General features: G+C 69.4%; 21 protein-coding genes and 1 pseudogene. 21 read left to right on the forward strand and 1 reads right to left on the reverse strand.

Annotation, left to right across the window (positions count from 1 at the left end; translation table 11 throughout):
• Positions 1-191: pseudogene (locus tag RBB46_RS13950) on the forward strand (phage tail tape measure protein); the annotation flags it as partial.
• Between the two features lie 38 nt (positions 192-229).
• Here the strand turns inward: RBB46_RS13950 and RBB46_RS13955 are convergent.
• The gene (locus RBB46_RS13955) at positions 230-469 is read right to left on the reverse strand and encodes a YdcH family protein (RefSeq protein ID WP_306029617.1); all 240 of its coding nucleotides are present in this window, start codon (positions 467-469) and stop codon (positions 230-232) included.
• 102 nt (positions 470-571) lie between these two features.
• Here RBB46_RS13955 and RBB46_RS13960 point away from each other — a divergent pair, with 102 nt between their 5' ends.
• The 20 genes from RBB46_RS13960 (at position 572) to RBB46_RS14055 (ending at position 22,811) form a co-directional block, all read left to right on the forward strand.
• The gene (locus RBB46_RS13960; protein ID WP_306029618.1) at positions 572-1,228 is read left to right on the forward strand and encodes a DUF2460 domain-containing protein; all 657 of its coding nucleotides are present in this window, start codon (positions 572-574) and stop codon (positions 1,226-1,228) included.
• On the forward strand, positions 1,225-2,118 hold the full coding sequence (locus RBB46_RS13965; RefSeq protein ID WP_306029619.1) for a DUF2163 domain-containing protein: 894 nt from the start codon (positions 1,225-1,227) through the stop codon (positions 2,116-2,118). Before RBB46_RS13960 ends, RBB46_RS13965 begins: the two co-directional genes overlap by 4 nt.
• A gap of 28 nt (positions 2,119-2,146) precedes the next feature.
• Positions 2,147-2,605, forward strand: coding sequence for an NlpC/P60 family protein (locus RBB46_RS13970; protein WP_306029620.1), 459 nt, complete (start codon positions 2,147-2,149; stop codon positions 2,603-2,605).
• Positions 2,593-6,540, forward strand: a complete 3,948-nt coding sequence (locus tag RBB46_RS13975; protein WP_306029621.1) for a glycoside hydrolase/phage tail family protein — start codon at positions 2,593-2,595, stop codon at positions 6,538-6,540. Before RBB46_RS13970 ends, RBB46_RS13975 begins: the two co-directional genes overlap by 13 nt.
• A 30-nt stretch (positions 6,541-6,570) precedes the next feature.
• On the forward strand, positions 6,571-7,299 hold the full coding sequence (locus RBB46_RS13980) for a lysozyme (protein WP_306029622.1): 729 nt from the start codon (positions 6,571-6,573) through the stop codon (positions 7,297-7,299).
• 46 nt (positions 7,300-7,345) lie between these two features.
• Entirely contained in the window at positions 7,346-7,570 is a 225-nt protein-coding gene (locus tag RBB46_RS13985; RefSeq protein ID WP_306029623.1) for a hypothetical protein, read from the forward strand.
• Positions 7,567-7,977 carry a hypothetical protein gene (locus RBB46_RS13990; protein ID WP_306029624.1) on the forward strand — a complete coding sequence of 137 codons (411 nt, stop codon included), beginning with the start codon at positions 7,567-7,569 and terminating at the stop codon, positions 7,975-7,977. The genes RBB46_RS13985 and RBB46_RS13990 overlap by 4 nt, the downstream gene beginning before the upstream one ends.
• Before the next feature lie 75 nt (positions 7,978-8,052).
• Positions 8,053-8,373, forward strand: a complete 321-nt coding sequence (locus tag RBB46_RS13995; RefSeq protein WP_306029625.1) for a PepSY domain-containing protein — start codon at positions 8,053-8,055, stop codon at positions 8,371-8,373.
• A 51-nt stretch (positions 8,374-8,424) separates the two neighbouring features.
• Positions 8,425-9,090, forward strand: coding sequence for a response regulator transcription factor (locus RBB46_RS14000; protein WP_306029626.1), 666 nt, complete (start codon positions 8,425-8,427; stop codon positions 9,088-9,090).
• Positions 9,083-10,498, forward strand: a complete 1,416-nt coding sequence (locus RBB46_RS14005; protein ID WP_306029627.1) for an ATP-binding protein — start codon at positions 9,083-9,085, stop codon at positions 10,496-10,498. The genes RBB46_RS14000 and RBB46_RS14005 overlap by 8 nt, the downstream gene beginning before the upstream one ends.
• 308 nt (positions 10,499-10,806) lie before the next feature.
• A complete protein-coding gene (locus tag RBB46_RS14010) occupies positions 10,807-11,259 on the forward strand; it encodes an RT0821/Lpp0805 family surface protein (protein ID WP_306029628.1) in 453 nt (150 codons plus the stop codon).
• Between the two features lie 173 nt (positions 11,260-11,432).
• The gene (locus RBB46_RS14015; RefSeq protein WP_306029629.1) at positions 11,433-12,824 is read left to right on the forward strand and encodes a hypothetical protein; all 1,392 of its coding nucleotides are present in this window, start codon (positions 11,433-11,435) and stop codon (positions 12,822-12,824) included.
• Positions 12,825-12,903: 79 nt separating this feature from the next.
• Positions 12,904-14,046: a c-type cytochrome biogenesis protein CcmI gene (ccmI, locus tag RBB46_RS14020; RefSeq protein ID WP_306029630.1), complete on the forward strand. Its 1,143-nt coding sequence runs from the start codon at positions 12,904-12,906 to the stop codon at positions 14,044-14,046.
• Between the two features lie 67 nt (positions 14,047-14,113).
• Positions 14,114-14,551, forward strand: coding sequence for a cytochrome c maturation protein CcmE (ccmE, locus tag RBB46_RS14025; protein ID WP_306029631.1), 438 nt, complete (start codon positions 14,114-14,116; stop codon positions 14,549-14,551).
• A gap of 76 nt (positions 14,552-14,627) precedes the next feature.
• Positions 14,628-16,604: a heme lyase CcmF/NrfE family subunit gene (locus tag RBB46_RS14030; protein WP_306029632.1), complete on the forward strand. Its 1,977-nt coding sequence runs from the start codon at positions 14,628-14,630 to the stop codon at positions 16,602-16,604.
• 4 nt (positions 16,605-16,608) lie between these two features.
• Positions 16,609-17,139, forward strand: a complete 531-nt coding sequence (locus tag RBB46_RS14035; RefSeq protein ID WP_306029633.1) for a cytochrome c-type biogenesis protein — start codon at positions 16,609-16,611, stop codon at positions 17,137-17,139.
• A gap of 202 nt (positions 17,140-17,341) precedes the next feature.
• Positions 17,342-18,571, forward strand: a complete 1,230-nt coding sequence (locus tag RBB46_RS14040) for a bifunctional alpha/beta hydrolase/OsmC family protein (protein WP_306029634.1) — start codon at positions 17,342-17,344, stop codon at positions 18,569-18,571.
• Positions 18,572-18,753: 182 nt separating this feature from the next.
• On the forward strand, positions 18,754-20,301 hold the full coding sequence (locus tag RBB46_RS14045; protein WP_306029635.1) for a Do family serine endopeptidase: 1,548 nt from the start codon (positions 18,754-18,756) through the stop codon (positions 20,299-20,301).
• Between the two features lie 366 nt (positions 20,302-20,667).
• Positions 20,668-21,381, forward strand: coding sequence for a response regulator transcription factor (locus tag RBB46_RS14050; protein ID WP_306029636.1), 714 nt, complete (start codon positions 20,668-20,670; stop codon positions 21,379-21,381).
• Positions 21,378-22,811: a HAMP domain-containing sensor histidine kinase gene (locus RBB46_RS14055; RefSeq protein ID WP_306029637.1), complete on the forward strand. Its 1,434-nt coding sequence runs from the start codon at positions 21,378-21,380 to the stop codon at positions 22,809-22,811. Before RBB46_RS14050 ends, RBB46_RS14055 begins: the two co-directional genes overlap by 4 nt.
• Positions 22,812-22,825: the final 14 nt, after the last annotated feature.

Genomic DNA, 22,825 nt, shown 5'->3' on the forward strand with positions numbered 1-22,825 from the left:
GCGCGGAGGCGGTGCTGCCGCTGGCGCGCGATGCGGGCGGCCGGCTCGGGGTTGCCGCCGGCGGGGCCTCTGGTGCGCCGCAGATCGTCTTCAACGTGGAAACGCGCGACGCGGAGAGCTTTGCAAGATCGGAGGGGCAGATCGCGACAATGGTAGCCCGCGCCGTCGGACGGGGACGGCGCGGGCTTTGACGTCGGGCCCGAAGAGGAGGGGCTCGGGCACCGGCGTTTCAGGCAGCGGCGAGCATCGCCGCAATCTCATCCTTCAGATGAAGGCGCTTCTTCTTCAGCTCCTCCAGCGCCTCGTCGGAGGCCGGGGCAACCTGCGTCTCGACCCGGTGAATCTCGCGGTTGACCGCGTGATAGTCATCGGCGAGCCGCGTGAAATGGGTGTTTGTCGTCTTCAGCGCATGCAGCGCGTCGGCGGCGTCCGGGAATTCCTCGTGCAACTCGTGGGGAACATGACTCATGTCCGCTAGACCTCCTTTGTTGAGCCGACATTGCGCGGCCCGTGACCAGGCCGCCTTGAGCGAGATCAAACGGCATGCGTTTTACCCGGCGGGTGCTGATCGATGACGCCGGGCTTCATCGAGGAGCGGTTTCCGCTGTCGGTCGCCTTCGGCGCGAGCGGCGGGCCGCAATGGCGCACGGAGGTGGTGACGCTTGCCTCCGGCGCGGAGATGCGCAACGCGCGAAGGGCCGGGTCCTGGCGGCGCTACGATGCCGGCACCGGGGTCGCCTCGCTCGCCGACCTGCAGACGGTGACCGCCTTTTTCGAGCGTGTGCGCGGCCGCCTGACGGGCTTTCGTTTTCGCGATCCCTTCGATCATGCCTCGCCCGCGAGCGGGAACGCGGTCGCGGCCGGCGACTGCCTGCTGGGCGAGGGCGACGGGACGCGGACGCAATTTCTTCTCGCCAAGACCTACGGCACGGGCGCGCTCGTCCATGTGCGGCGCATCGCCAAGCCGGTGGCCGGCACGGTGCGCGTCGCGGTCGATGGCGCGGAACTCACTGAGGGGGACGACTTCACCTGCGACATGGCGAGCGGAACGGTGGTGTTGTCGGTCGCACCCGTGCCGGGCGCGGCGGTGACGTCGGGTTTCCGCTTCGACGTTCCGGTGCGCTTCGACACCGACGCGCTCGACCTCAGCCTCACCCATTTCGAAGCGGGGCGGGCGCCGACGATCCCGCTGGTGGAGATCGACCCCTTGCCGGAGGGCGGCGCATGAAGGAGATCCCGGCAGCTCTTGCCGAGGCGCTTGCCGGCCCCGCGACGACACTTGCCACCTGCTGGCGGCTGACGCGGCGCGAGGGAACGGTGCTCGGTTTCACCGACCATGACCGGGTGCTTGCCTTTGACGGGACGACGTTTCGTCCCGAACTCGGCTTCGAGGCAGGCGCGACGACGCTGGAGCCCGATTTCGCGACGGGCAGTTCCGAGGCGACCGGCATTCTCGCCTCCAAGCGCATCTCGGAGGCCGATCTTTCAGCCGGCCTCTGGGATGGGGCGCGAGTCGAGATTTTCCTGGTCGACTGGACCAACACCGGGGCGCGCATGCTGCTCAGGCGCGCGGTCATCGGCGAGGTGAGCCGCGCCGGCAATGCCTTTCGCGCCGAACTGCGCGGCCTTGCCCATCTCCTCGACCAGCCGCAGGGGCGGGTGTTCTCGCATCTGTGCGACGCCGATCTCGGCGACACGCGCTGCGCGCTCGATCTTGCGGCCGGCGGCTTTCGCCTCAGCGGAACGGTGGCGTTGGCCGACAGCGGCGACCGGCTGCGCGTTGCGGGTGTTGCCGGTCCGGCGGCCGACTGGTTCGCCGGCGGCATACTCGAGATGCTCGACGGGCCGCTTGCCGGCCTGCGCGGGGAGATTGTCTCGGACAGGGTCGAGGACGGCGTCCGCCGCATCGGCCTGATCGCTCCGCTTCCCGGCGTCCCGCAAGCGGGGGCCGGCGTCCGCCTGTCCGCTGGCTGCGACAAGCGCTTCGTCACCTGCCGCGCCAAATTCGCCAATGGCGTGAATTTTCAAGGATTCCCCCACATGCCCGGCACCGACCGGGCGCTCGCCTATCCCGAGCGCGGGGCGGCGGAAAACGACGGCGGCACGCTGGTGCGCTGAGGCGTGGTGCCGGCAGGGAGGCAGCCACATGATCACACGCGACGACATCCTGCGCGAAGCGCGGGAATGGATCGGCACGCCCTATCGCCACCAGGCGAGCTGCAAGGGCGCGGGCGCCGATTGCCTCGGCCTGGTACGCGGCACCTGGCGCGCGCTCTACGGGCGCGAGCCGGAGACCCCGCCGCCCTACAGCCGCGACTGGGCCGAGGCCGATCCACGCGAGAGTTTCCTTTCTGCCGCCCGCCGCCACATGCGCGAATGCGATCCGGCCCGGGCGGGGCCGGGGGACGTGCTTTTGTTCCGCTGGCGCGACGGCGCGCCGGTCAAGCATGCGGGCATCCTCTCTTGCGCATCGCTGACGGGCGATGCCTGCATCATCCATGCCTATGAGGGCGTCGCGGTCAGCGAGAGCCCGCTGGTGCCCGCCTGGCGCGGGCGCATCGCCGCCGCCTTCTCCTTTCCCGGAGTGGACCCATGGCAACCTTGATCCTCGCGGCCGCCGGCAAGGCCATCGGCGCGGCGCTTCTGGGCAGCACCGGCGCGTTGCTCGGTCAGGCGGCCGGCGCCGTTGCCGGTCATGCGCTCGACCAGCAGCTGTTCGGGTCGAGCCGCACCATCGAGGGGCGCAGGCTCGACGAGCTTGCCGTGCAGTCCTCCACCGAAGGCGCGCCGCTGCCGATGGTCCATGGGCGGGTGCGGCTTGCCGGGCAGGTGATCTGGGCAACGCGCTTCGAGGAGGAGGTGCGCGAGGAGAGAAGCGGCGGCAAGGGCGGGGGCGGCAGCGGCACGACGGTGCGCAGCTACCGCTATTTCGCCAGTTTCGCCGTGGCGTTGTGTGCCGGGCCGGTGTCGCATGTCGGCGCGGTCTGGGCCGACGGCAAGCCGATGGACATGACCGGCATCACCTGGCGCGTCCACAGGGGCGGTGCCGACCAGCCGCCCGATCCGTTGATCTCGGCGTTGCAGGGGGAGACGCCGGCCTATCGCCACACGGCCTATGTCGTCTTCGAGCGGCTGCCGCTGGAAGCTTTCGGCGACCGGTTGCCGCAACTGACTTTCGAGGTGATCCGCGCCGCCGGGGAGCTTGAGGATCTGGTGCGCGCGGTGACGATCATCCCCGGCGCGGGCGAGTTCGTCTATGAGCCCGCGCCCGTCACCTGGACGGTGCGGCCGGGCGTTTCGGAAAGCGCCAACCGGCAGGTGATGCATGCGCCGAGCAATTGGGCCGCCTCGATTGACGAGTTGCAGGCGCTGTGCCCGGGGCTCGAACGTGTCGCGCTGGTGGTCGCCTGGTTCGCAGACGACCTGCGCGCCGGCCATTGCACCATTCGTCCGAAAGTCGAGACGCGCGGCCGCCAGACGCAAGGGGCGATCTGGGGCGTTTCCGGGCTGATCGGATCGACAGCGCAGGAGGTGAGCCGTCACGAAGGGGTGCCGGCCTATGGCGGCACGCCTTCGGACGCCAGCGTCATCGCGGCGATCGCCGACCTCAAGGCGCGCGGCCTTGAAGTGGCGCTCTATCCGTTCCTGCTGATGGACGTGCCGCCGGCAAACGGATTGTCCGACCCCTATGGCGGGGCGGAGCAGGCCGCCCACCCCTGGCGCGGGCGGATCACCGGCGAGGTGGCCCCCGGCCTGCCCGGGACGAGTGAGGGAACGGTCGCGGCGGCAACAGAGATCGCCGCCTTCGCCGGCAGCGCCGAGCCCGCGCATTTCCTGCCGCAGTCCTCGGGCGTGCTCTACCTGGGACCGACGGAATGGTCCTACCGGCGTTTTGTCCTGCATCACGCCAACCTTGCGGCGGCGGCCGGCGGCGTCGACGCGTTCCTGGTCGGCTCGGAAATGCGCGGGCTGACGCGCCTGTCGGATGCATCCGGCCACTTTCCCTTCGTCGAGGTGCTGCGCGAACTGGCGGGTGAGGTACGGGCGATCCTGCCGGGCGCGAAGATCACCTATGCGGCCGACTGGAGCGAATACGGCGCCCATCAACCCGCGCCGGGCGAGTTGCGCTTTCCCCTCGACCCTCTCTGGGCCGATCCGGCGATCGACGCGGTCGGGATCGACGCCTATTTCCCGCTCGCCGACCGGCGCGAGGAGAACGACCCGGACGGAGAAGTCGACCCGCATGCGCTGGGTCCGCTCGCGGTGGCGGTTGCCGGCGGCGAGGATTTCGACTGGTATTATGCAAGCGAGGCCGACCGGCGGGCGGGAACGCGCACGCCGATCACCGACGGGGCGTATGGCAAGCCCTGGGTCTACCGCGCCAAGGACATTGCCGGCTGGTGGGAGAACGCCCATGTGGAGCGGATCGGCGGTGTCGAGGCAGGCGTTTCGACGGAGTGGATTCCGCGCTCCAAACCGGTCTGGCTGACCGAGCTTGGCGTGCCGGCGATCGCCTTTGGCGCCAACCAGCCGAACGTTTTCTTCGATGCCAAGTCGTCGGAATCCGCCTGGCCGCGCTTTTCCGATGGCGGTCGCGACGACCTCGTCCAGCGCCGCGCGCTGGAGGCCGTCATCGGTCACTGGTCGGGCATGCATCCGGATGTCGCGCCCGGTCACAACCCGGTGTCGCCGCTCTATGGCGGGCCGATGGTGGATCCGGGCCACATCTGTCTGTGGGCCTGGGATGCCCGCCCCTATCCCGCCTTTCCCGCGCAGACCGATCTTTGGGCCGATGGCGGCAACTGGCGCGCCGGCCACTGGCTGAACGGCCGCCTTGGCGGCCTGTCGCTGGCCGGACTTGTCCGCCGGCTTGCCGCCGATTTCGGCCTGCCCGGCGACCTGCTCGACTGCGCCGGCTTGCCGGGCACGCTCGACGGGATCGCCGTGTCTGGGCCGGTGCGGCTACGCGACGTGCTGGCCCCGCTCGTCGAGGCGCATGGCGCGGTCGCCGTCGACAGGGGGACGGACCTGGCGCTTGTGCCGGCCTGGAGCCCCTCGCTTGCGGATCTGGGGGCAGGGGAGATTGTCGCGGGCGCGGACGGGCGGGCGGCGACCGGGCTGCGCCGCGCGCAGGAGGCGGAGGTGCCGGCCGAGGTCAGGATCGCGGCGCGCGATCCGGTGCGCGAGCACCGGCGCTTCGTCGTTTCCTCGCGCCGCATCACCAGCCAGATCACGGGCCAGATCACGGGCCAGATCGCCGGCAATGGCAGGCGGGTGGAGGAAATCGACCTCGCCGCAAGCCTCGATCCGGCGCTGGCGTCGAGCCTTGCCGAACGACTGCTGGTCCGGCGCTGGGCCGAGCGCGAGGAGGTGCGCTTCGCTCTGCCGCCGGGCAGCATCGCGCTGGAGCCGGGCGACGTGGCGCGGCTGGTGGCGGACCCTTTGACGGGGCAGGCGGAAACGCTGGAGCTGCGCATCGAGGCGGTGGAAGAGGGCGAGACACGCCGCATCGTGGCGCGGTCCGTGCGCCGTCCACCGCCCTTGCGGGCACGGGCCGTTGGCGGCGAGGCGCGGCCGCGCAGCATCACTGCGGTTGCCGGCCGGGCCGATGCGCTGATCCTCGACCTGCCGCCGATGCCGGGCGACGAGGCGCCGCAGCAACCGCGGATCGCAGCCTTCGTCACCCCCTGGCCGGGCGCGATCCATGTCTACCGGGCAAGCGATGGCGTGCCGCAGACGCTGCTAGCACGGGTAGAGAAACCGGCCCTGACCGGCACGCTTGTCGAGGATCTCGCGCCGGGGCCGGTCGCCGTCTGGGACCGGGCGGGGCGGATCGAGATCGAGGTGACCGGCGGCACGCTGTCCTCCGTCACCGAGGATGCGGTCCTGGCGGGCGCCAATCCCCTGGCTGTCCTGGCGCCGGATGGCGGCCTCGAGATCGTCCAGTTCGCGCAGGCGCAGCTTGTCGGCCCGCGCCGCTACGCGCTGACCATGCTGTTGCGCGGCCAGCAGGGGACGGAGACGGCCGCCCTGACACCGACGCCGGCCGGCAGCCGCGCGGTGCTGGTCGACGAGGCGCTGACGCCGCTGTCGCTGACGCTCGACGAGATCGGCCTTGCCTTCACCCACGCGCTGGTGCCGGCGGGCCAGCCGCTCGACAGCCCGGCGCGGACCGACATCGACCACACTGCCGGCGCGCGCGGCCTGATGCCCTTCGCGCCGGTCCATGCGAGGGCGGAACGACTTTCCGGCGGCGAGGCGCGGTTCACCTGGATCCGCCGCACGCGGATCGGCGGCGACGGCTGGCGTGAGGGCGAGGTGCCGCTTGGCGAGGAGCGCGAGGCCTATCTCGCCGAATTGCTCGACGGCGGCGACCTGCCGCTCCTGACCCGCGAGACGGAGGCGTCGGAGCTGGTGGTGACGGCGGGCGAGGAACTTGCCGCCTTCGGCGCGCCGCAGGCCGCGTTCCGGCTGCGCGTGAGGCAGGTCTCCGCCGTCATCGGCCCGGGAACGCCCGGGACCTTCGATCTCACCGTTTGATCCGCAATTTCCAGCCACGAGGAGACGCCCATGCGCATCAGCGACAGGGGACTTGCCCTCATCGCCCGGCACGAGGGTTTCGTCGCCAGGGCCTATCGCGATCCGGTCGGGGTGCTGACCATCGGCTACGGCTTCACCATGGGCAGCCGCGTTTTCGCAGCCTACTGGCGTGACCGGCACGGACGGGCCCTGGCGCCCGGCGACCGGCTGGAACGGGCGGAGGCGGATGCGCTGCTGCGCCGGCTCGTCGACGGGGAATATGGCGCGGCCGTCACGCGGGAGCTTGGAGAACTCCCGCAGCACCAGCACGATGCCGCCTGTTCCGTCGCCTTCAATCTCGGGCCGCGGGCGCTGCGCTGGCGCTGGGCGCGGGCGCTGAAGGCGGGCGACAGGCGCGGCGCGGCGGAGATCCTTGGCGCAAACTACAACACGGCCGGCGGCCGGCGGCTGGCGGGCCTCGTTCGCCGCCGCCGCGAGGAAGCGGCATTGCTGCTTGCAGGCGACTACGGCGATGGCGGCGCTGGAGAGGGCAACCCTGTTGCAGCGCCGGAGGCGGGGAACCGGTCGGCCCGGGCGCGGCGCGGACTGTGGGCCTCGCTTGTCTCCGCGTTCGGTCTTGGCGCGGCGGGAATGGTGGAGAGCGAGGGGCTTTCCCCCTGGTGGATCGCCGGGGCGGCTGTCGCGGCGATCATCGGCGCGGGTGTGCTTCTGCTCGTCCGGCGGCATTGGCGCCGCCGCCGCCCGAGCCGGGCCGGCTGAGCGGCTCCCCTCACATCATTGCAAGGACGTGGAAGGAGTATCTCGCATGCGCGGATGGAGAACACTTGTCGTCAACGGCCTGACGGCCGCCGGGATCGTGTCGCTGGAGGCGCTCAGGTTTCTGGGCGAGGTCGACTGGGCGAGCGCCCTCGGCCCGCACCGGGCGCTGTGGATCGTTGTTCTCGTCAACCTCGCCAACATCGTTCTGCGCCATGTCACCGGCGAACCGGCCGGCTGGCGGCGAGAGGCGCGTCCGGGGCGGCCGCGATGAGCGGGTTGCTGGGGTTCCTCACCGGACCGCTGCTCAGCGCGCTGGTCAGGGCCTTCGAGAACCGCGTCGCGGCCCGTTCCGAGGCGGCGCGGATATCGGCCGATCTCGCGGGTGAGGCAATTCGCGGCGAGATCGAGGCGCGCGCCCATGCCCGCGCCGTGCTGATCGCCGAACAGGGGCATTTTTTCTCCGCCGCCCGGCTTGGGCGGCTGCTCTTCGTCCTGCCGCTTGGCCTGTGGTGGAGCGCGGTGATCGCCGATTCGGTGTTTTCCTTCGACTGGGATGTCGCCGCCCTGCCGCCGCCGCTCGATGAATGGGCCGGCGGCATCCTCCTGTCGCTGTTCCTGGTCGACGGGGTGCAGGGCGCGGTGCGCGCGGCGCGCGCGGGATTGTCCGGCAAGGGGTGAGCCGGCGCGAAACCCCTCAGGTTCCTGCGCGATGTGTTCATGTGCTATTCAGGCGCATCGCGATATGGATCGGGCATGGTCAGGCACACACCCATATTCACCGGCACGGCGTCCGGTTTTCGACGCGCCGCGCGGGTCCTCGCGCTGGCGCTGGCGCTTGTCGTTCCGGCGACTGCGGCCTCGGCCCAGTGCCTGAGCCAGCAGCAGGCGCGGTCTGCGGTGCAAAGCGGCGAGGCCCGCCCGCTCGGCAGCGTCGCGGGCGCCGTCAGTGGCGAGATCGTGCGCGCCGAACTGTGCCGCGAGAGCGGGCGCCTCGTCTATGTCCTGTCCGTGCTCTCGGGCGGACGCGTCGCAAACCATGTCATCGATGCCCGCTCAGGCCAGGTGCTCCGCTGAGGCCCGCCCGGCCTTCCCGCCAATTCCTGCCATCAAAGGACGACCGAACGCATGCGACTGCTCGTGGTGGAAGACGACAAGGACCTCAACCGGCAGCTCTGCGAGGCCCTTGGCGAGGCCGGCTATGTGGTCGACACCGCCCATGACGGCGAGGAAGGCCACTTTCTGGGCGATACCGAACCCTATGACGCGGTGGTGCTCGATCTCGGCCTGCCGGTGCTGGACGGGCTGTCGGTGCTGGAACGCTGGCGCCGCGACGGCCGCGTGATGCCGGTGCTGATCCTCACCGCCCGCGACCGCTGGTCGGACAAGGTCGCCGGCATCGACGCCGGCGCCGACGACTATGTCGCCAAGCCCTTCCACATGGAGGAGGTGGTGGCGCGGCTGCGGGCCCTGCTGCGCCGCGCGGCAGGCCATGCCAGCAACGAGATCGCCGTCGGCCCGTTCCGTCTCGACATTCGCGCCGGCAAGGTGACCAAGGACGGATCGACGATCAAGCTGACCTCGCACGAGTTCCGCCTAATCTCCTACCTGATGCACCACAAGGGCCGGGTGGTCTCGCGCACCGAACTGATCGAGCATCTGTACGATCAGGATTTCGACCGCGATTCCAATACGATCGAGGTTTTTGTCGGGCGCTTGCGGAAGAAGCTCGACAGCGACCTGATCGAGACCGTGCGCGGCCTGGGCTACCGCATCGGCGAGCCCGATGCCTGAAACGGCGGGGCCCGAGACCGAGGCGGTGCAGGAAGCGCCGCCCGCGCCCGCTCCGCGTGGCAGCCAGCGTTCGATCGCGACCCGGCTCATCATGGTCGCGGCGCTGTGGTCGCTGGTGGCGCTCCTCGTCACCGGTTTTGTCCTGGTGACGCTCTACCGGGAGGCGAGCGAGCGCGAGTTCGACGCCCGGCTCGACGTCTATCTCAAGGCGATCATCGGCGAGATGGCTGCCGGCACGCCGAGTTCGCCCGCCGTGCCCGGCAACCTGGGCGACCCGCGCTTCGACCTGCCGGCCTCCGGCTGGTACTGGATGGTGATGCAGGCGGAGACCGGCGAGGTGCTGTTCTCCTCCGAATCGCTGCTTGGCGACCGCCTCGAACTGCCGGAGCCCGAACCCGGCCAGGTGCTGAAATCGGTGATCGGCGGCCCGCGCTCGGCCGAACTGCGCGCCCTGCAGCGGACGATCATCTTCGGCGAGGCGGCGGCCTACCGGATCGCGGTTGCCGGCGACACGGCCGAACTGCGCGAGCGCGAGAGCGATTTCGCCGGCCAGGTGGCGCTGACGCTGCTGGTTCTGGGCCTGGGACTCGTCGGGGCCATTTTCCTGCAGGTGCGGGTCGGCCTCAGGCCGCTGGCGACCTTGAGCGCCTCGCTGGCCGCCGTCCGGCGCGGCGACGCGCAGACCGTCGACGAGAACCTGCCGCCGGAGCTCAGGCCGCTGGCGGTCGAACTCAACGCGCTGGTGCGCTCCAACCGCGAGGTGGTGGAACGCGCCCGCACGCATGTCGGCAACCTGGCGCATGCGCTGAAGACGCCGCTCAGCGTGATCGTCAACGAGGTGCGCGGACAGGACGCTCCCTTCGCCGGCAAGGTCGGCGAGCAGGCCGAACTGATGCGCAGCCAGGTCAATCATCACCTTGAACGCGCCCGCATGGCGGCGCAGCGCCGCGTCATCGGCGTTTCCTGCGAGGTCGAGCCGGTGCTGACCCGCCTGATCCGGGCGATGAGCCGTATCCACCGCGATCGCGGTCTCGACATCTCGCTCGAGATCAGCGCGCCCGTCCGGTTTCGCGGCGAGGAGCAGGACCTTGAGGAAATGGCCGGAAACCTGATCGACAACGCCTGCAAGTGGGCGTCCTCCCGGGTGCGCGTCAGTGTCGCGCCGCAAGGGGAGGGAGCGACGGCGGAGCGGGTCGTGGTGATCATCGAGGACGATGGCCCGGGGCTCGGCGCACAGGAACGGGCGGAGGCGCTGAAGCGCGGCCGGCGGCTCGACGAGACGGTGCCTGGCACCGGCCTTGGCCTGTCGATCGTGGTCGACCTAGCGGGTCTCTATGGAGGCGACCTGTCGCTCTCCAGAGCCCGTGCGGGAGGGCTTGCCGCGCGGCTTGTCCTGCCGGCCCTGTGAGGGGCGCCCGGCTGCAGGTTGCAGTGCGGCGAAAATGCCCTGAACGGCAGGGTTGCGGGACGCAGTTCGGCCACAAAGGCATGTGTAACCTTGTTTCACATTCACTCGGGCCGACCCTTCCTCCCGGTTGGCGTTTCCTGCCCGATTGGCTAGATTCGGTTCCGGCGATCCGTGCGCCGGCAAGGGTGGATTGCGGGTTTCCGGCGATGTGGAGCCGGGTTGGCGGAACTTTTGATGCGGTTGCGGGTTTTGCGTGACGTGATCGATACGCAGGACGCAAACGAAAGAGGCAAGGGCGGGTGCGAGGAATGAAAGCCTTCAGGCTGGCGAGTGTGGTGGCGGCCGCGATGCTGGCAGGTGCCTGCGGCACCAGCAGCAATGTCGACAGCGGCCCGGTCGTCGTTGGCGGCAGCCTGTTCGGCAGCGCCTTCAGCGCCGCCGCCGTGCCGCAATCCGAGGCCGATGTCGTGCTTGCCGACCTGATGCGCTCGGAAGCCGGCAAGGGCCTTTCCGTCGACGACCGGCGCGCCGCCGCGACCGCCTGGCGCGGGGCGCTGCGAACCAACCGCACCGGTGAGACCGTCGAGTGGCAAAATCGCGGCAACGGCACGCGCGGGCGCGTCGTTACCGGCCCGAACTACCAGGTCAACAACATCGTCTGCCGCGACTACACGCATGTCGTCATGGTCGGCGAGACGGAGCGCTCGATGCGCGGATCCGCCTGCCTTGGCGATGACGGCGGGTGGCAGCCGATCACCTGACGGTTCGCGCCCCGGGGGCGTTTGACCTGACGCAGGGTCGTCAAGGCCCGGCTGCCGATCCTCGGTGTTTCTCTCAATCCGTTGCCAAGATTCGATTAATCCTTTTCTGCGATGATTTCGACAGTGTGTTTTCATCCCTTGTCGAGCGCGGACTGATGCCTGATCGGCACCATTTGACTGAAAAAATCCGCTCCTATCTGGATGCGTTGTCTCCGCGCGCGGTACAGACCCTGCTGCGCGGGCTCGAGAGCGCGCGTGCGCGCGGCTCCGACGACCCTCATCTCGACCTGATTCTGGGTGCCTGCGTCAGTGCCGCCCGGCGCAGTTGCGGCGTCGTCCTCGATTCCGAGCCGCGCGAGAACTGGCTGCAAAGGCTGTTCTTCGTGCCGGTCGAGGACCTGCTGCTCAGCGAGATGCTGCCGGCCAAGGAACCCGGTCGCATCACCCGCGCCAGCCTGCCGTTGATCTGGACCTGGATCGCCCGCGACATTGCGCCCGACCGGGTCTCGGTCGCCACGGAGCTCTCGCGCCGCCTCGAGACCGAGCCGGACGAGGTGGTGGAGATGGCCGCAAGCCTGCGCCGCCATGTCCTGCAACCGCTGCAGAAGGCTCTTGCCGAGGCCCATGCGGACGACCGCTCGCACCAGAAGATCTGCATGCTGGTGGGCGGCGAACGGGCGCTGCGCGACCTTGAGGATGTTGCCGCCGCCATCGTCGAGATGGGATGGCTCGACGCCTTGCGCGAAAGCCTGCCCGAACGGCTGACCGAATGGGACTTCAAGGCGGGCAGTCCGTCGCTGGTGCGGATCAAGGCCGTCGCCGACCGCCATCCCGATCACAAGCACCTCGTCGGTGCGATCGTGCTGAACCGGGTGGAAGCGCCTGAATCGATGCTCTCGCTTGCCGCCGCTCTTGCCGGATCCATGTCGATCCGCAAGATCGCCGCGAGCCCCTATGCGGTCTTCGCCGAGATGGCCCTGTCGGAGGTGGAGCGGTTTTCCGGCATCGCCTGCGGCAGCTGCACCAACCGGGAGCTGTCATCGGCGATCAACGCCTATTCGCGGCTGGTCAAGGTGCTCGACCGGCAGTTCGACCTGACCGAGAAGCCGGCCTGGCAAAAACGCGTTGCCGAAACCCGCCGCGCCCTGTCGGGCCTTGTCACCCGCGAGCTCGAGGCGACGATGGGCAATATCCGCCGCGCCCTGACGGTGCCGAAGATCGGTGCCGACGGAGAGCCGGATGTCGACGTGCTGCTGCTCGAGGAAGCGCATCGCGGCGTCATGCTCGTCAATAAGATGCGCGATGTGGCCGAAAGCCTCGCGGTCAACGAGATCACGGCGCGCACGCGCCAGGCGCTCGACCAGTCGCTGGAGATCAAGACGCGGGCGCTGCTCCAGGCCTTGTCCGAATCCAAGGGCGCCGAGCGCAAGGCGCATCTGGTTGCCGTCGATGTCGCCATCGACCTGTGCGAGGACTTCTACGGCAAGGACTACGCCGACCAGCTGCGCCGCAGCCGCAAGGCAGCGCTTACGCCGAAGACCGAGGCCAAGCAGGCCGCCTCCTGACCGGCGCGCCCGGCGCGACCCCCTGTCACAGGCGGCTTCCACTTGCGGAAACCGGCAAGGCGCGGTCTATATCCCCCTTATGACGATGTGGATTGCCTTCTCCCTTCTGACCGTGCTGGCGGCGCTTGCCGTTCTCGTGCCGCTGGCCCGCTCCGGGCGCGCGCAGGCGCGCGCAGGTTCCGCCCATGACGCGGAGGTCTACAAGGCGCAGCTCGACGAAGTCGGGCGCGATCTCGACCGGGGCCTGATCTCCCAGGAGGCGGCCGTGGCCGCGCGCACGGAAATCGCCCGCCGGCTGATCGCCGCCGACCAGGCCGCGACCCGGGACGCGACCGGGGAACCGGGTGACGCCGGCCGGCTTCGGCTGCGCGTCGTCCAGATGCTGGCGGTCGTCGTCGTTCCGCTCGCCGCGATCGGCGCCTATCTCGCCTTCGGCGCTCCCGACATTCCCGACCAGCCGCTCGTCGCGCGCCTGCAGGCCTCCACGCAGGACAGGTCGCTGCCCGAACTCGTCGCCCGGGTCGAGCAGCATCTGGCGAAGGACCCGGAAGACGGCCGCGGCTGGGACGTGCTGGCGCCGGTCTATATGCGACTCGGCCGGCCCGAGGACGCCGCCGCCGCCTATGCGGCCGCGATCCGGCTGCTCGGTCCCGATGTCAACCGTGAGACCGACCGGGGCGAGGCCCTTGTGGTCGCCAATAACGGAATTGTGAGCGCCGAGGCGCATGCCGCGTTCGAACGGGCCGTGAAGCTCGATCCGGAGGCGGTCAAGCCGCGCTTCTTCCTGGCGCTTGCGCTCACCCAGGAGAACCGGCGCGAAGCGGCGATCGCCGCCTGGCAGGACCTCCTGAAGGATGCCCGCGGCGGCGAGGCATGGGCCGAGGCCGTGCGCATCGAACTGGCGAAGCTGGGGGTCGAGACAGCGCCTGCCGGCGAGCCTGTTGCCGGCCCCTCGCGCGAGGACGTAAAGGCCGCCGAGGGAATGGCGGCGGACGAGCGCGGCGCGATGATCCGTTCCATGGTAGATGGCCTCGACGCACGGCTTGCCGCCGATGGCGGCTCGACCGCGGAATGGCTGCAGCTGATGCGGGCGCTGGCCGTGCTTGGCGACACGGACCGTTTGCGCCAGGTCATTGCGCGCGCAGGCGAGGCGCTGAAGGATGATCCGGCCGCGCTCGCGCAGGTGAAGAGCCTTGCCCGCGAGCTGGGAGAGGGGTCGTGACGCCCGCAAGGCCGGCGCCGCGCGGCACCGGATTGCCCGCGGGACGTGGATGAAGCGAGACAGCAAGATGACGCGCAAGCAACGACGCCTGACAATGATCGCCGCCGCCGGCACCGTGCTGGCCGTCGCGGTCGGCCTGATCCTTTTCGCGCTGAACGACCAGATCGTCTTCTTCCAGAGCCCGAGCGACATCGTGGCGAAGACGATCCCCGACGGTCAGCGCATCCGCCTTGGCGGGCTGGTGGCCGAGGACAGCGTCACGCGCGGCGAGAACGCCGAGGTCCGCTTCACGGTGACGGATACGGTGGAGAGCGTCAACGTGGTCTATGTCGGCCTGTTGCCGGACCTTTTCCGCGAGGGGCAGGGCGTGGTCACCGAGGGGGTGATGAAGCCGGACGGGCTGTTTTACGCCGACAACGTGCTTGCCAAGCACGACGAGAACTATATGCCCAAGGAAGTGGCCGACGCGCTCAAGGGCAAGGGCGTATGGCAAGGCAAGGAATAACCGGCCGTCAAGGCGACCCGGGCCGGCAAGGCTGCCGGGCCGGACGGCGCCGCGACGACGAGGGAGAGAACCGGCCATGATCATCGAACTCGGACATTTCGCGCTGATCCTCGCCTTCGTGCTGGCGCTCGTGCAGTGCGTCGTGCCGGTCTGGGGCGCTGTTTCCGGCGACCGGCGCCTGATGGCGGTGGCGCCGCCTGTTGCGGGAATGCAGTTCCTGCTGGTCGGGATCGCCTTCGCGGCCCTCAGCCATGCCTATGTGACGTCGGACTTCTCGGTGCTCAACGTGGTCGAGAATTCCCACTCGGCGAAACCCGACCTCTACAAGATCACCGGCGTGTGGGGGAACCACGAGGGCTCGCTGCTGCTCTGGGTGCTGATCCTGGCGCTTTTCGGCGCGCTGGTCGCCGCCTTCGGCCGCAACATTCCGGCCGACCTGAGGGCGGCGACGCTGGGCGTGCAGGGCTGGGTGACTGCCGCCTTCCTGCTGTTCATGCTGGCGACGTCCAACCCGTTCCTGCGGGTGTCGCCGGCACCGATGGAGGGCAACGACCTCAACCCGATCCTGCAGGATGTCGGCCTCGCCATCCATCCGCCACTGCTTTACATCGGCTATGTCGGCTTCTCCATCGTCTTCTCCTTCGCCATCGCCGCGCTGTTGCTCGGCCGCGTCGATGCGGCCTGGGCGCGCTGGGTGCGGCCCTGGACGCTGCTGGCCTGGATGTTCCTGACGCTCGGCATCGCCATGGGTTCCTACTGGGCCTATTACGAGCTCGGCTGGGGCGGCTACTGGTTCTGGGACCCGGTCGAGAATGCCTCTTTCATGCCCTGGCTTGCCGGCACGGCGCTGCTGCATTCGGCCATCGTCATGGAAAAGCGCGGCGCGCTGAAAGTGTGGACGGTGCTGCTCGCCATCCTGACCTTCTCGCTGTCGCTGCTCGGCACCTTCCTGGTGCGTTCCGGCGTTCTGACCAGCGTCCACGCCTTCGCCACCGACCCGCTGCGCGGCACCTTCATCCTCGGCATTCTCGTCGCCTTCATCGGCGGGTCGCTGGCGCTCTACGCCTGGCGCGCGCCGCTGCTCAAGCAGGGCGGCCTGTTCGCGCCGGTGAGCCGGGAGGGCGCGCTGGTGCTCAACAACCTGCTCCTGACGGTCGCCGCCGTTTCGGTGCTGGTCGGCACGCTCTATCCGCTGGCGCTGGAGGCGTTGACCGACGAGAAGATCTCCGTCGGTCCGCCTTTCTTCAACCTGACATTCGGGCCCCTGATGGTGCCGCTGTTGATCGCGATGCCCTTCGGTCCGCTGCTTGCCTGGAAACGCGGTGACCTTGCCGCCGTGAGCCAGCGGCTCTACGCGGTGCTCGGCCTCGCGCTTGCCGCGACGCTGGTGACCGCCTGGGCGCAGGGCACGGAAAAGATCCTTGCCGCGCTCGGCGTCGGCCTTGCCGCCTGGGTGATCTGCGGTGCGGTGGCGGAAATCCTGTCGCGGGCCCGCTTCCGCGATGTGGGGCTGTCGACCGGCCTGTCGCGACTCTACGGCCTGCCGGGCTCGGCCTGGGGAACGGCGCTCGGCCATGCCGGCATCGGCATCACGCTGCTCGGCATCGTCGCCGTCTCCGCCTTCGAGGAGGAGAAGGTGCTGACCATCCGCCCGGGCGAGAGCGTCGAGATCGGCGATTACCGGCTCGCCTTCGGCGGGCTGGCGCGGCGCACGGGCCCGAATTACATCGACGATGTCGGTCATTTCGACATCTATCGGGGCGGTGCCAAGGTCGCCGAGGCCGATCCGGCCAAGCGTCTCTACACCGCGCGCCGCATGCCGACGACGGAAGCCGGGATCGTCACCTTCGGCCTGTCGCAGATCTATGTCTCGATCGGCGAGGTGCATGCCGACGGCGGCGCCGATATCCGCCTCTACCACAAGCCGCTGGTGACGCTGATCTGGCTCGGCTGCCTGGTCATGGGAGGCGGGGCCGTGGTCTCGCTGTTCGACCGGCGGCTGCGGGTCGGCGCGCCCAAGCCCGCTCGCCGGCAGCTGGCGGCGGCGGAGTAGGGCGATGCGCAAGCCTTCTCTCCTTGCTGGGTTGCGCACCCTTGTTGCCGCGCTGGCCGTGGTGCTGACGACGCTTGCCGCCGCGCCGGCACTCGCCGTCGCGCCCGATGAGGTGCTCGGCGATCCGGTCCTGGAGCAGCGCGCCCGCGATCTGTCCGCCGAGCTGCGCTGCATGGTCTGCCAGAACCAGTCGATCGACGACAGCGACGCGCCGCTGGCCAAGGACCTGCGCGTGCTGGTCCGCGAGCGGCTCGTGGCCGGGGACAGTGATGCGCAGGTGATCGACTTCCTGGTCGAGCGTTATGGCGAGTTCGTGTTGCTGAAGCCGCGCTTTTCCTGGAACACGGTGATCCTCTGGTCGCTGGCGCCGCTGGTGCTGCTTGGCGGCGGCATCGTGCTGGCCCTTGCCGCCCGGCGACGGGCGAGAGACACGGCGCTCAGGGCCGAGGAAGCCGGCACGGCCCCCGGCACGCGCCTCGACCCCGGTGAGCAGGCCGAGCTCGACCGCATCCTGGGCGCCGACGCGGAGCGTTGACGCTGCCACGACGAGGGCGTGGCGCCCCTGGCTTTTCCCTCCTCTTCACGTTGTCGTCCCGGTGTTGTGAACCGCCAGCATCTGGCGCCGCACGCCGGGCGTTCCCAACTCGTGCTGTGTCCGCCCTCGCGCCATCCGCCTGAAATGCTTTAGGCTGACCGCGCGCGCCAAGGGTTCACCAGCAGAATTTGGGAGAAGGCCGATGCCAGCCAAACCGATCCGTTTGACGTTCGAGGGACATGAGGGCGCCGAGCTTGCAGCGCGGCTCGATCTTCCCGCGGGCGCGGTCCGGGCCTATGCGCTCTTCGCCCACTGCTTCACCTGTTCCAAGGACGTGACGGCGGCGCGCCGCATCGCCGAGGCGCTGACCAGTGACGGCATTGCGGTGTTGCGCTTCGACTTCACCGGGCTTGGCGGTTCGGGTGGCGACTTCGCCTCGACCAATTTCTCCTCCAACGTTTCCGACCTGATCAAGGCCGCCGCCTTCCTGCGGGAGAAATACGAGGCGCCGAAGCTTCTGATCGGCCATTCCCTGGGCGGCGCGGCGGTGATCGCGGCCGCCGCCGACATCCCCGAGGCGGTCGCGGTGGCGACCATCGGCGCGCCGGCCGATGCCGATCACGTCGCCCATAATTTCGGCGCCGATCTCGACACGATCCGGGAGAAGGGACGGGCCGAGGTGACGCTTGCCGGACGCAGCTTCACCATCGAGAAACAGTTCCTCGACGACATCTCCGCCCAAAACGTGCGTGAGCGCGTTGCGCACCTGAAAAAGGCGCTGCTTGTCATGCACGCGCCGCTCGACGAGACGGTCGGCATCGACAATGCCACGGGCCTCTTCGTTGCTGCGAAACACCCCAAGAGCTTCGTCTCGCTCGACAGCGCCGATCACCTCCTGAGCGACCCGCGCGATGCCGCCTATGCGGCAAGGGTGATTGCCGGCTGGGTCTCGCGCTATCTCGAGACGGCCCGGGAAACGGCGGCGGTCGATACGCGCGAGGGGGTGCACGTCTCCGAAACGGGGCTCGGCAAGTTCCAGTCGACCGTCGTTTCCGGCCGGCACCGGCTGATCGCCGACGAGCCGGAGGATGTCGGCGGGCTCGACAGCGGGCCCTCGCCCTACGACTACCTCGCGGCCGCGCTCGGCGCCTGCACGGTGATGACGTTGCGTCTTTATGCCGAACGCAAGGGGATCGCGGCCGGGCGCATCGCGGCGACCGTCCTGCATGCCAAGGTGCACGCGGCGGACTGCGAGGACTGCGCCGGGGAGATCCGCGAACGGGACGGGCGCATCGACCGCTTCGAGCGGCGCATTGCCATCGAGGGCGAGATCGACGCGGACACCCGGGCGCGGATGCTGGAAATCGCCGACCGTTGCCCCGTCCACCGGACGCTGGAGGCGGGGGCTGCGATCGTCACCCGTCAGGCGTGAGCGGCCCCGACCCGCGGGGCTCCACATTACAAAAGCTTAATGCCCCCGACAGGCGGCCGTAAGGCGGCCTCCTCCATATAGGTCAGGACAGCATCGGCACGCGCTTCCCCGCGATACATGCCGGGCTCGAAGCTTCCTGACCCTCCCGGCGCTTCCGCCGGGCCTGACGTGGAGAGAGAAACATGTCGACCAAACGTATTTCCGCAACCTTTCGCCGTCTGCCGCGTGGCCGCAAGGGCGGCCTCGTCGCCGGCGCCCTGGCACTGGGCCTTGCCGGTGCGCTGAGCGCGCAGACCGTCGTGCCGGGCCAGTTCGCCTTTGCCGATCCGGTGCGCGTCGAAAGCGCCGCCCCGCAGAGCTTCGCCGCCGTCGTTGCCGGGGTGAAGCCGGCCGTTGTCAGCGTGCGGGTTCGCTCCGAGACCACGCCGCGCATGATGTCGTCGCGCGGCGGCGGCCTGCCGGGCTTCGAGGACCTGCCCCAGGACCATCCCTTGCAGCGCTTTTTCCGCCGCTTCGGCGGTGAGCCCTTTGGCGGCGAGCACGGCGAAGGGCGTGGTCAGCAGCGCGAGCAGCCGCGCCGTTACGGCACCAGCCAGGGCTCGGGCTTCTTCATCACCGGGGACGGCTACCTCGTCACCAATGAACATGTCGTCTCCGGCGGCAGCGAGTTCACCGTGATCACCGACACGGGCGAGGAATACGAGGCAAAGCTGATCGGCGCAGACAAGCGCACCGACCTTGCCCTGCTCAAGGTCGAGGGCGAGAGCGACTTCACCTATGTCGAGTTTGCCCCCGACGCTCCGCAGGTCGGCGAATGGGTGGTCGCCGTCGGCAATCCGTTCGGCCTTGGCGGCTCGGTGACGGCCGGCATCGTCTCGGCACGCGGCCGCGACATCGGCGCGGGTCCCTATGACGACTTCATCCAGATCGACGCGCCGGTGAACCGGGGCAACTCGGGCGGCCCGGCCTTCAACGTCAAGGGTCAGGTGATCGGCGTCAACGCCGCCATCTTCTCGCCCTCGGGCGGCAATGTCGGCATTGCCTTCGCCATTCCCGCCTCGACCGCGCAGAACATCGTCGCCGACCTGAAGAACGATGGCACGGTGGTGCGCGGCTGGCTTGGCGTCCAGATCCAGCCGGTGTCGAAGGACATTGCCGAGAGCATCGGCCTCGACAAGGCGAAGGGCGCGATCGTCGCCGAGGCGCAGGGCGACAGCCCGGCGCTCAAGGCGGGCATCCGCTCCGGCGACACGATCCTCAAGGTCGACGGCGAGACCATCGACAGCCCGCGCGACCTGGCCCGCAAGATCGCGAGCTATCCGCCGGAAACCACTGTGACGCTGGATGTCTGGCGGGACGGCCGCGAGCAGGCGATCGAGGTGAAACTCGGCCGGCTCCAGGAAGAGGCGCGCGCTGCGGCTGTCGAGCCGACGGGCGAGAACACGGCCTTCGTCGACAGTCTCGGCGTCGAGCTGGCCTCCGCCAAGAGCGTCGGCGCGGGCGACAAGGGCGTCGTGGTGACCGATATCTCCGCCGACAGCGCGGCGGCCGAGAAGGGTCTCAAGCGCGGCGACGTGATCCTCGAGGTGGCTGGCCAGCAGGTCAACGAGCCGGGCGATGTCGCCGGCGCGGTTCTCGGTGCCAGCGAAAGCGGCCGCAAGGCGGTCCTGATGCGCGTCCAGAACGAGAACGCCACCCGCTTCGTCGCGGTGCCCGTCGCCAAGGGCTGACGCCAGAGGCAGAACCGCGCCCGGACATATCCGGCCGGGCGCGGACCGTCCCGGAGCCCTGTGTCCTTTGCCCGGTCAAGCCCCGGGAACCAGGGGATGCCGGGCTTCCGGCCGGCGGACCGGCGCGCCCGACAGGCGAGGTCCGCAATCGCCAAGGCAGCGCGCCGGAAAACCGGGCCCCGGATCGCGGTGACGCGGTTCGGGGTTTTTTGACGACCGCGCATCAGTCCTGGTGCCATGCCCCGACATGATGGCGTTGAAGTCCGTTCGGTGCCCGCCAGGACGTCCGGCGAACTTCAGATTCGGGTGCCCAGGTGCTAAACGGTTCGAACGGCTTCGGCGCGGGGCCCAGACACGGAAGAGGTCATGCGGATACTTATTGTCGAGGACGACCGGGAAGCGGCCAACTATCTGGTCAAGGCACTGCGCGAGGCGGGCCATGTGGTCGATCACGCCGCCGACGGCGAGACCGGCCACGAGCTTGCCTCCAGCGCGCCGTTCGACGTGCTGGTCGTCGACCGGATGCTGCCCAGGCGCGACGGCTTGTCGGTGATCTCGGCCTTGCGCGCGGAAGGCAACCACACACCGGTGCTGGTTCTCTCCGCCCTCGGCCAGGTCGACGACCGGGTGACGGGCCTGCGCGCCGGCGGGGACGACTACCTGCCCAAGCCCTACGCCTTTTCGGAACTGCTGGCCCGTGTCGAGGCGCTCGGCCGCAGGCCCAGGCAGCAGGATGTCGAGACCCGCTACAGCGTCGGCGACCTGACGCTGGACCGGCTCAGTCACACCGTGACCCGGGCCGGGCAGGACATTCCTCTGCAGCCGCGCGAGTTCCGCCTGCTCGAATATCTCATGCAGAATGCCGGACAGGTGGTCACCCGCACCATGCTGCTGGAGCATGTGTGGGAGTATCATTTCGACCCGCAGACCAACGTCATCGACGTTCATGTCTCGCGGCTTCGGGCGAAGATCGACAAGGATTTCGACCGGCCGCTGCTGCACACCATTCGTGGCGCCGGCTACACGATACGCGACACTGGCCGCGATGCCGGCGGCGATGCCGGGCGTCCCGCTTCATGACGGTGCTGACAACGACCGCCCGGGTCTTCCGGACCACCGCGATCAAGCTGGCGCTGATCTATCTGGCGGCACTGACGCTGGCCTCCGGCGCGGTCCTCGTCTATCTCTCCCAGAACACGGCAACGGTGCTGCGCGACCAGATCGTCGAGACGGTCGACGCGGAGATCTCGGGTCTCGCCGACCGTTACCAGGTGGCCGGCATTCGCGGCCTCGTTGCCACCGTCGACGCGCGCTCGCGCCGGCCGGGCGCCAGTCTCTACCTGGTCACGGATTTTGCCGCCAACCAGCTTGTCGGCAATATCGAGGAACTGGACGACCGGGTGCTGGCCGGCGAGAGCGGCGAGTTGCAGCGCGTCGTCTACACGCCGATCGGCGGCGGCGCGCAGCGCGCGGCGCTGGTGCGGGTCTTCCAGCTGTCCGGCGGGTTTCGCCTGCTTGTCGGCCGCGACCTGCAGGAGCAGCAGTATTTCCGCTCGCTTCTGGCCGAGGCGATGCGTTTCTGGTTGTTCGTGCTGGCCGCGCTCGGCCTCGTCACCTGGGTCTTCGTCAGCCGCCGCGTGCTGAAACGCATCGACGCGATGACGGCAACCAGCCGGCGGATCATGTCGGGCGATCTTGCCGAACGCCTGCCGGTGGAAGGCAGCGGCGACGAATTCGACCGCCTCGCCATCGGCCTCAACACCATGCTGACCCGCATCGAAAGCCTGATGCAGGGGCTGAAGGAGGTCTCGGACAACATCGCCCATGACCTGAAGACGCCACTGACCAGGATGCGCAACCGGCTGGAGGAGGCGCTGCGCCAGGACGCGGCAGGAGCCGGCGGCGGGGGACCCGCGCGGATGGTCCTGGAGCAGGCCATCGAGGATTGCGACGGCCTGATCCGCACCTTCGACGCGCTGCTGCGGATCGCCCGGGTCGAGGCCGGTTCCTCCGGCGCGAGCTTTGCCGAATTCGATGCCGGGGTCCTTGTTCAGGAGGTCGCGGAACTCTACGCGCCGGTCGTCGAGGATGCCGGCGGCGTGCTCGAGAGCGTCGCCGGGGAGGGGCTGGTTCTTTCCGCGAACCGGGAGCTGATCGTCCAGGCATTGATCAACCTTGTCGAAAACGCGCTCAAATACGCTCGGCAGGACGAGGGCGATGCCGTAAGGGTGGAGCTGCGCGCGCTGCGCGAGGGACTTGATATCGTGCTTGCCGTCAGCGATGACGGACCCGGCATCGCCGACGCGGACAAGGAGCGCGTGCAGCAGCGTTTCGTGCGGCTGGAAGAAAGCCGCAGCGCTCCCGGCTCAGGCCTGGGGCTCAGTCTCGTTGCCGCCGTGGCGCGATTGCATGGCGGGCGGCTGGAGCTGGCCGACGGATCGCCGGGGCTGGTCGCGCGGCTGCGCCTGCCGGCGAACCGGGAGGCGGGGGAGGCCGCCGGGCGCGGCTGAAACGGACAACGCGC

Origin of the sequence: Stappia sp. MMSF_3263 (assembly GCF_030733745.1) — a bacterium.
Taxonomy (GTDB): Bacteria; Pseudomonadota; Alphaproteobacteria; order Rhizobiales; family Stappiaceae; genus Stappia.

Coding starts and splice junctions, on each gene's coding strand:
- RBB46_RS14055 (WP_306029637.1), top strand. CDS start 21,378: ATGACGGTGCTGACAACGACCGCCCGGGTCTTCCGGACCACCGCGATC.
- RBB46_RS14035 (WP_306029633.1), top strand. CDS start 16,609: ATGCGCAAGCCTTCTCTCCTTGCTGGGTTGCGCACCCTTGTTGCCGCG.
- RBB46_RS14040 (WP_306029634.1), top strand. CDS start 17,342: ATGCCAGCCAAACCGATCCGTTTGACGTTCGAGGGACATGAGGGCGCC.
- RBB46_RS14010 (WP_306029628.1), top strand. CDS start 10,807: ATGAAAGCCTTCAGGCTGGCGAGTGTGGTGGCGGCCGCGATGCTGGCA.
- RBB46_RS14050 (WP_306029636.1), top strand. CDS start 20,668: ATGCGGATACTTATTGTCGAGGACGACCGGGAAGCGGCCAACTATCTG.
- RBB46_RS13965 (WP_306029619.1), top strand. CDS start 1,225: ATGAAGGAGATCCCGGCAGCTCTTGCCGAGGCGCTTGCCGGCCCCGCG.
- RBB46_RS14045 (WP_306029635.1), top strand. CDS start 18,754: ATGTCGACCAAACGTATTTCCGCAACCTTTCGCCGTCTGCCGCGTGGC.
- RBB46_RS13985 (WP_306029623.1), top strand. CDS start 7,346: ATGCGCGGATGGAGAACACTTGTCGTCAACGGCCTGACGGCCGCCGGG.
- RBB46_RS13960 (WP_306029618.1), top strand. CDS start 572: ATGACGCCGGGCTTCATCGAGGAGCGGTTTCCGCTGTCGGTCGCCTTC.
- RBB46_RS13970 (WP_306029620.1), top strand. CDS start 2,147: ATGATCACACGCGACGACATCCTGCGCGAAGCGCGGGAATGGATCGGC.
- RBB46_RS13990 (WP_306029624.1), top strand. CDS start 7,567: ATGAGCGGGTTGCTGGGGTTCCTCACCGGACCGCTGCTCAGCGCGCTG.
- RBB46_RS13980 (WP_306029622.1), top strand. CDS start 6,571: ATGCGCATCAGCGACAGGGGACTTGCCCTCATCGCCCGGCACGAGGGT.
- RBB46_RS14030 (WP_306029632.1), top strand. CDS start 14,628: ATGATCATCGAACTCGGACATTTCGCGCTGATCCTCGCCTTCGTGCTG.
- RBB46_RS13975 (WP_306029621.1), top strand. CDS start 2,593: ATGGCAACCTTGATCCTCGCGGCCGCCGGCAAGGCCATCGGCGCGGCG.
- RBB46_RS14005 (WP_306029627.1), top strand. CDS start 9,083: ATGCCTGAAACGGCGGGGCCCGAGACCGAGGCGGTGCAGGAAGCGCCG.
- ccmE (WP_306029631.1), top strand. CDS start 14,114: ATGACGCGCAAGCAACGACGCCTGACAATGATCGCCGCCGCCGGCACC.
- RBB46_RS13995 (WP_306029625.1), top strand. CDS start 8,053: ATGGTCAGGCACACACCCATATTCACCGGCACGGCGTCCGGTTTTCGA.
- RBB46_RS14000 (WP_306029626.1), top strand. CDS start 8,425: ATGCGACTGCTCGTGGTGGAAGACGACAAGGACCTCAACCGGCAGCTC.
- ccmI (WP_306029630.1), top strand. CDS start 12,904: ATGACGATGTGGATTGCCTTCTCCCTTCTGACCGTGCTGGCGGCGCTT.
- RBB46_RS13955 (WP_306029617.1), bottom strand. CDS start 469: ATGAGTCATGTTCCCCACGAGTTGCACGAGGAATTCCCGGACGCCGCC.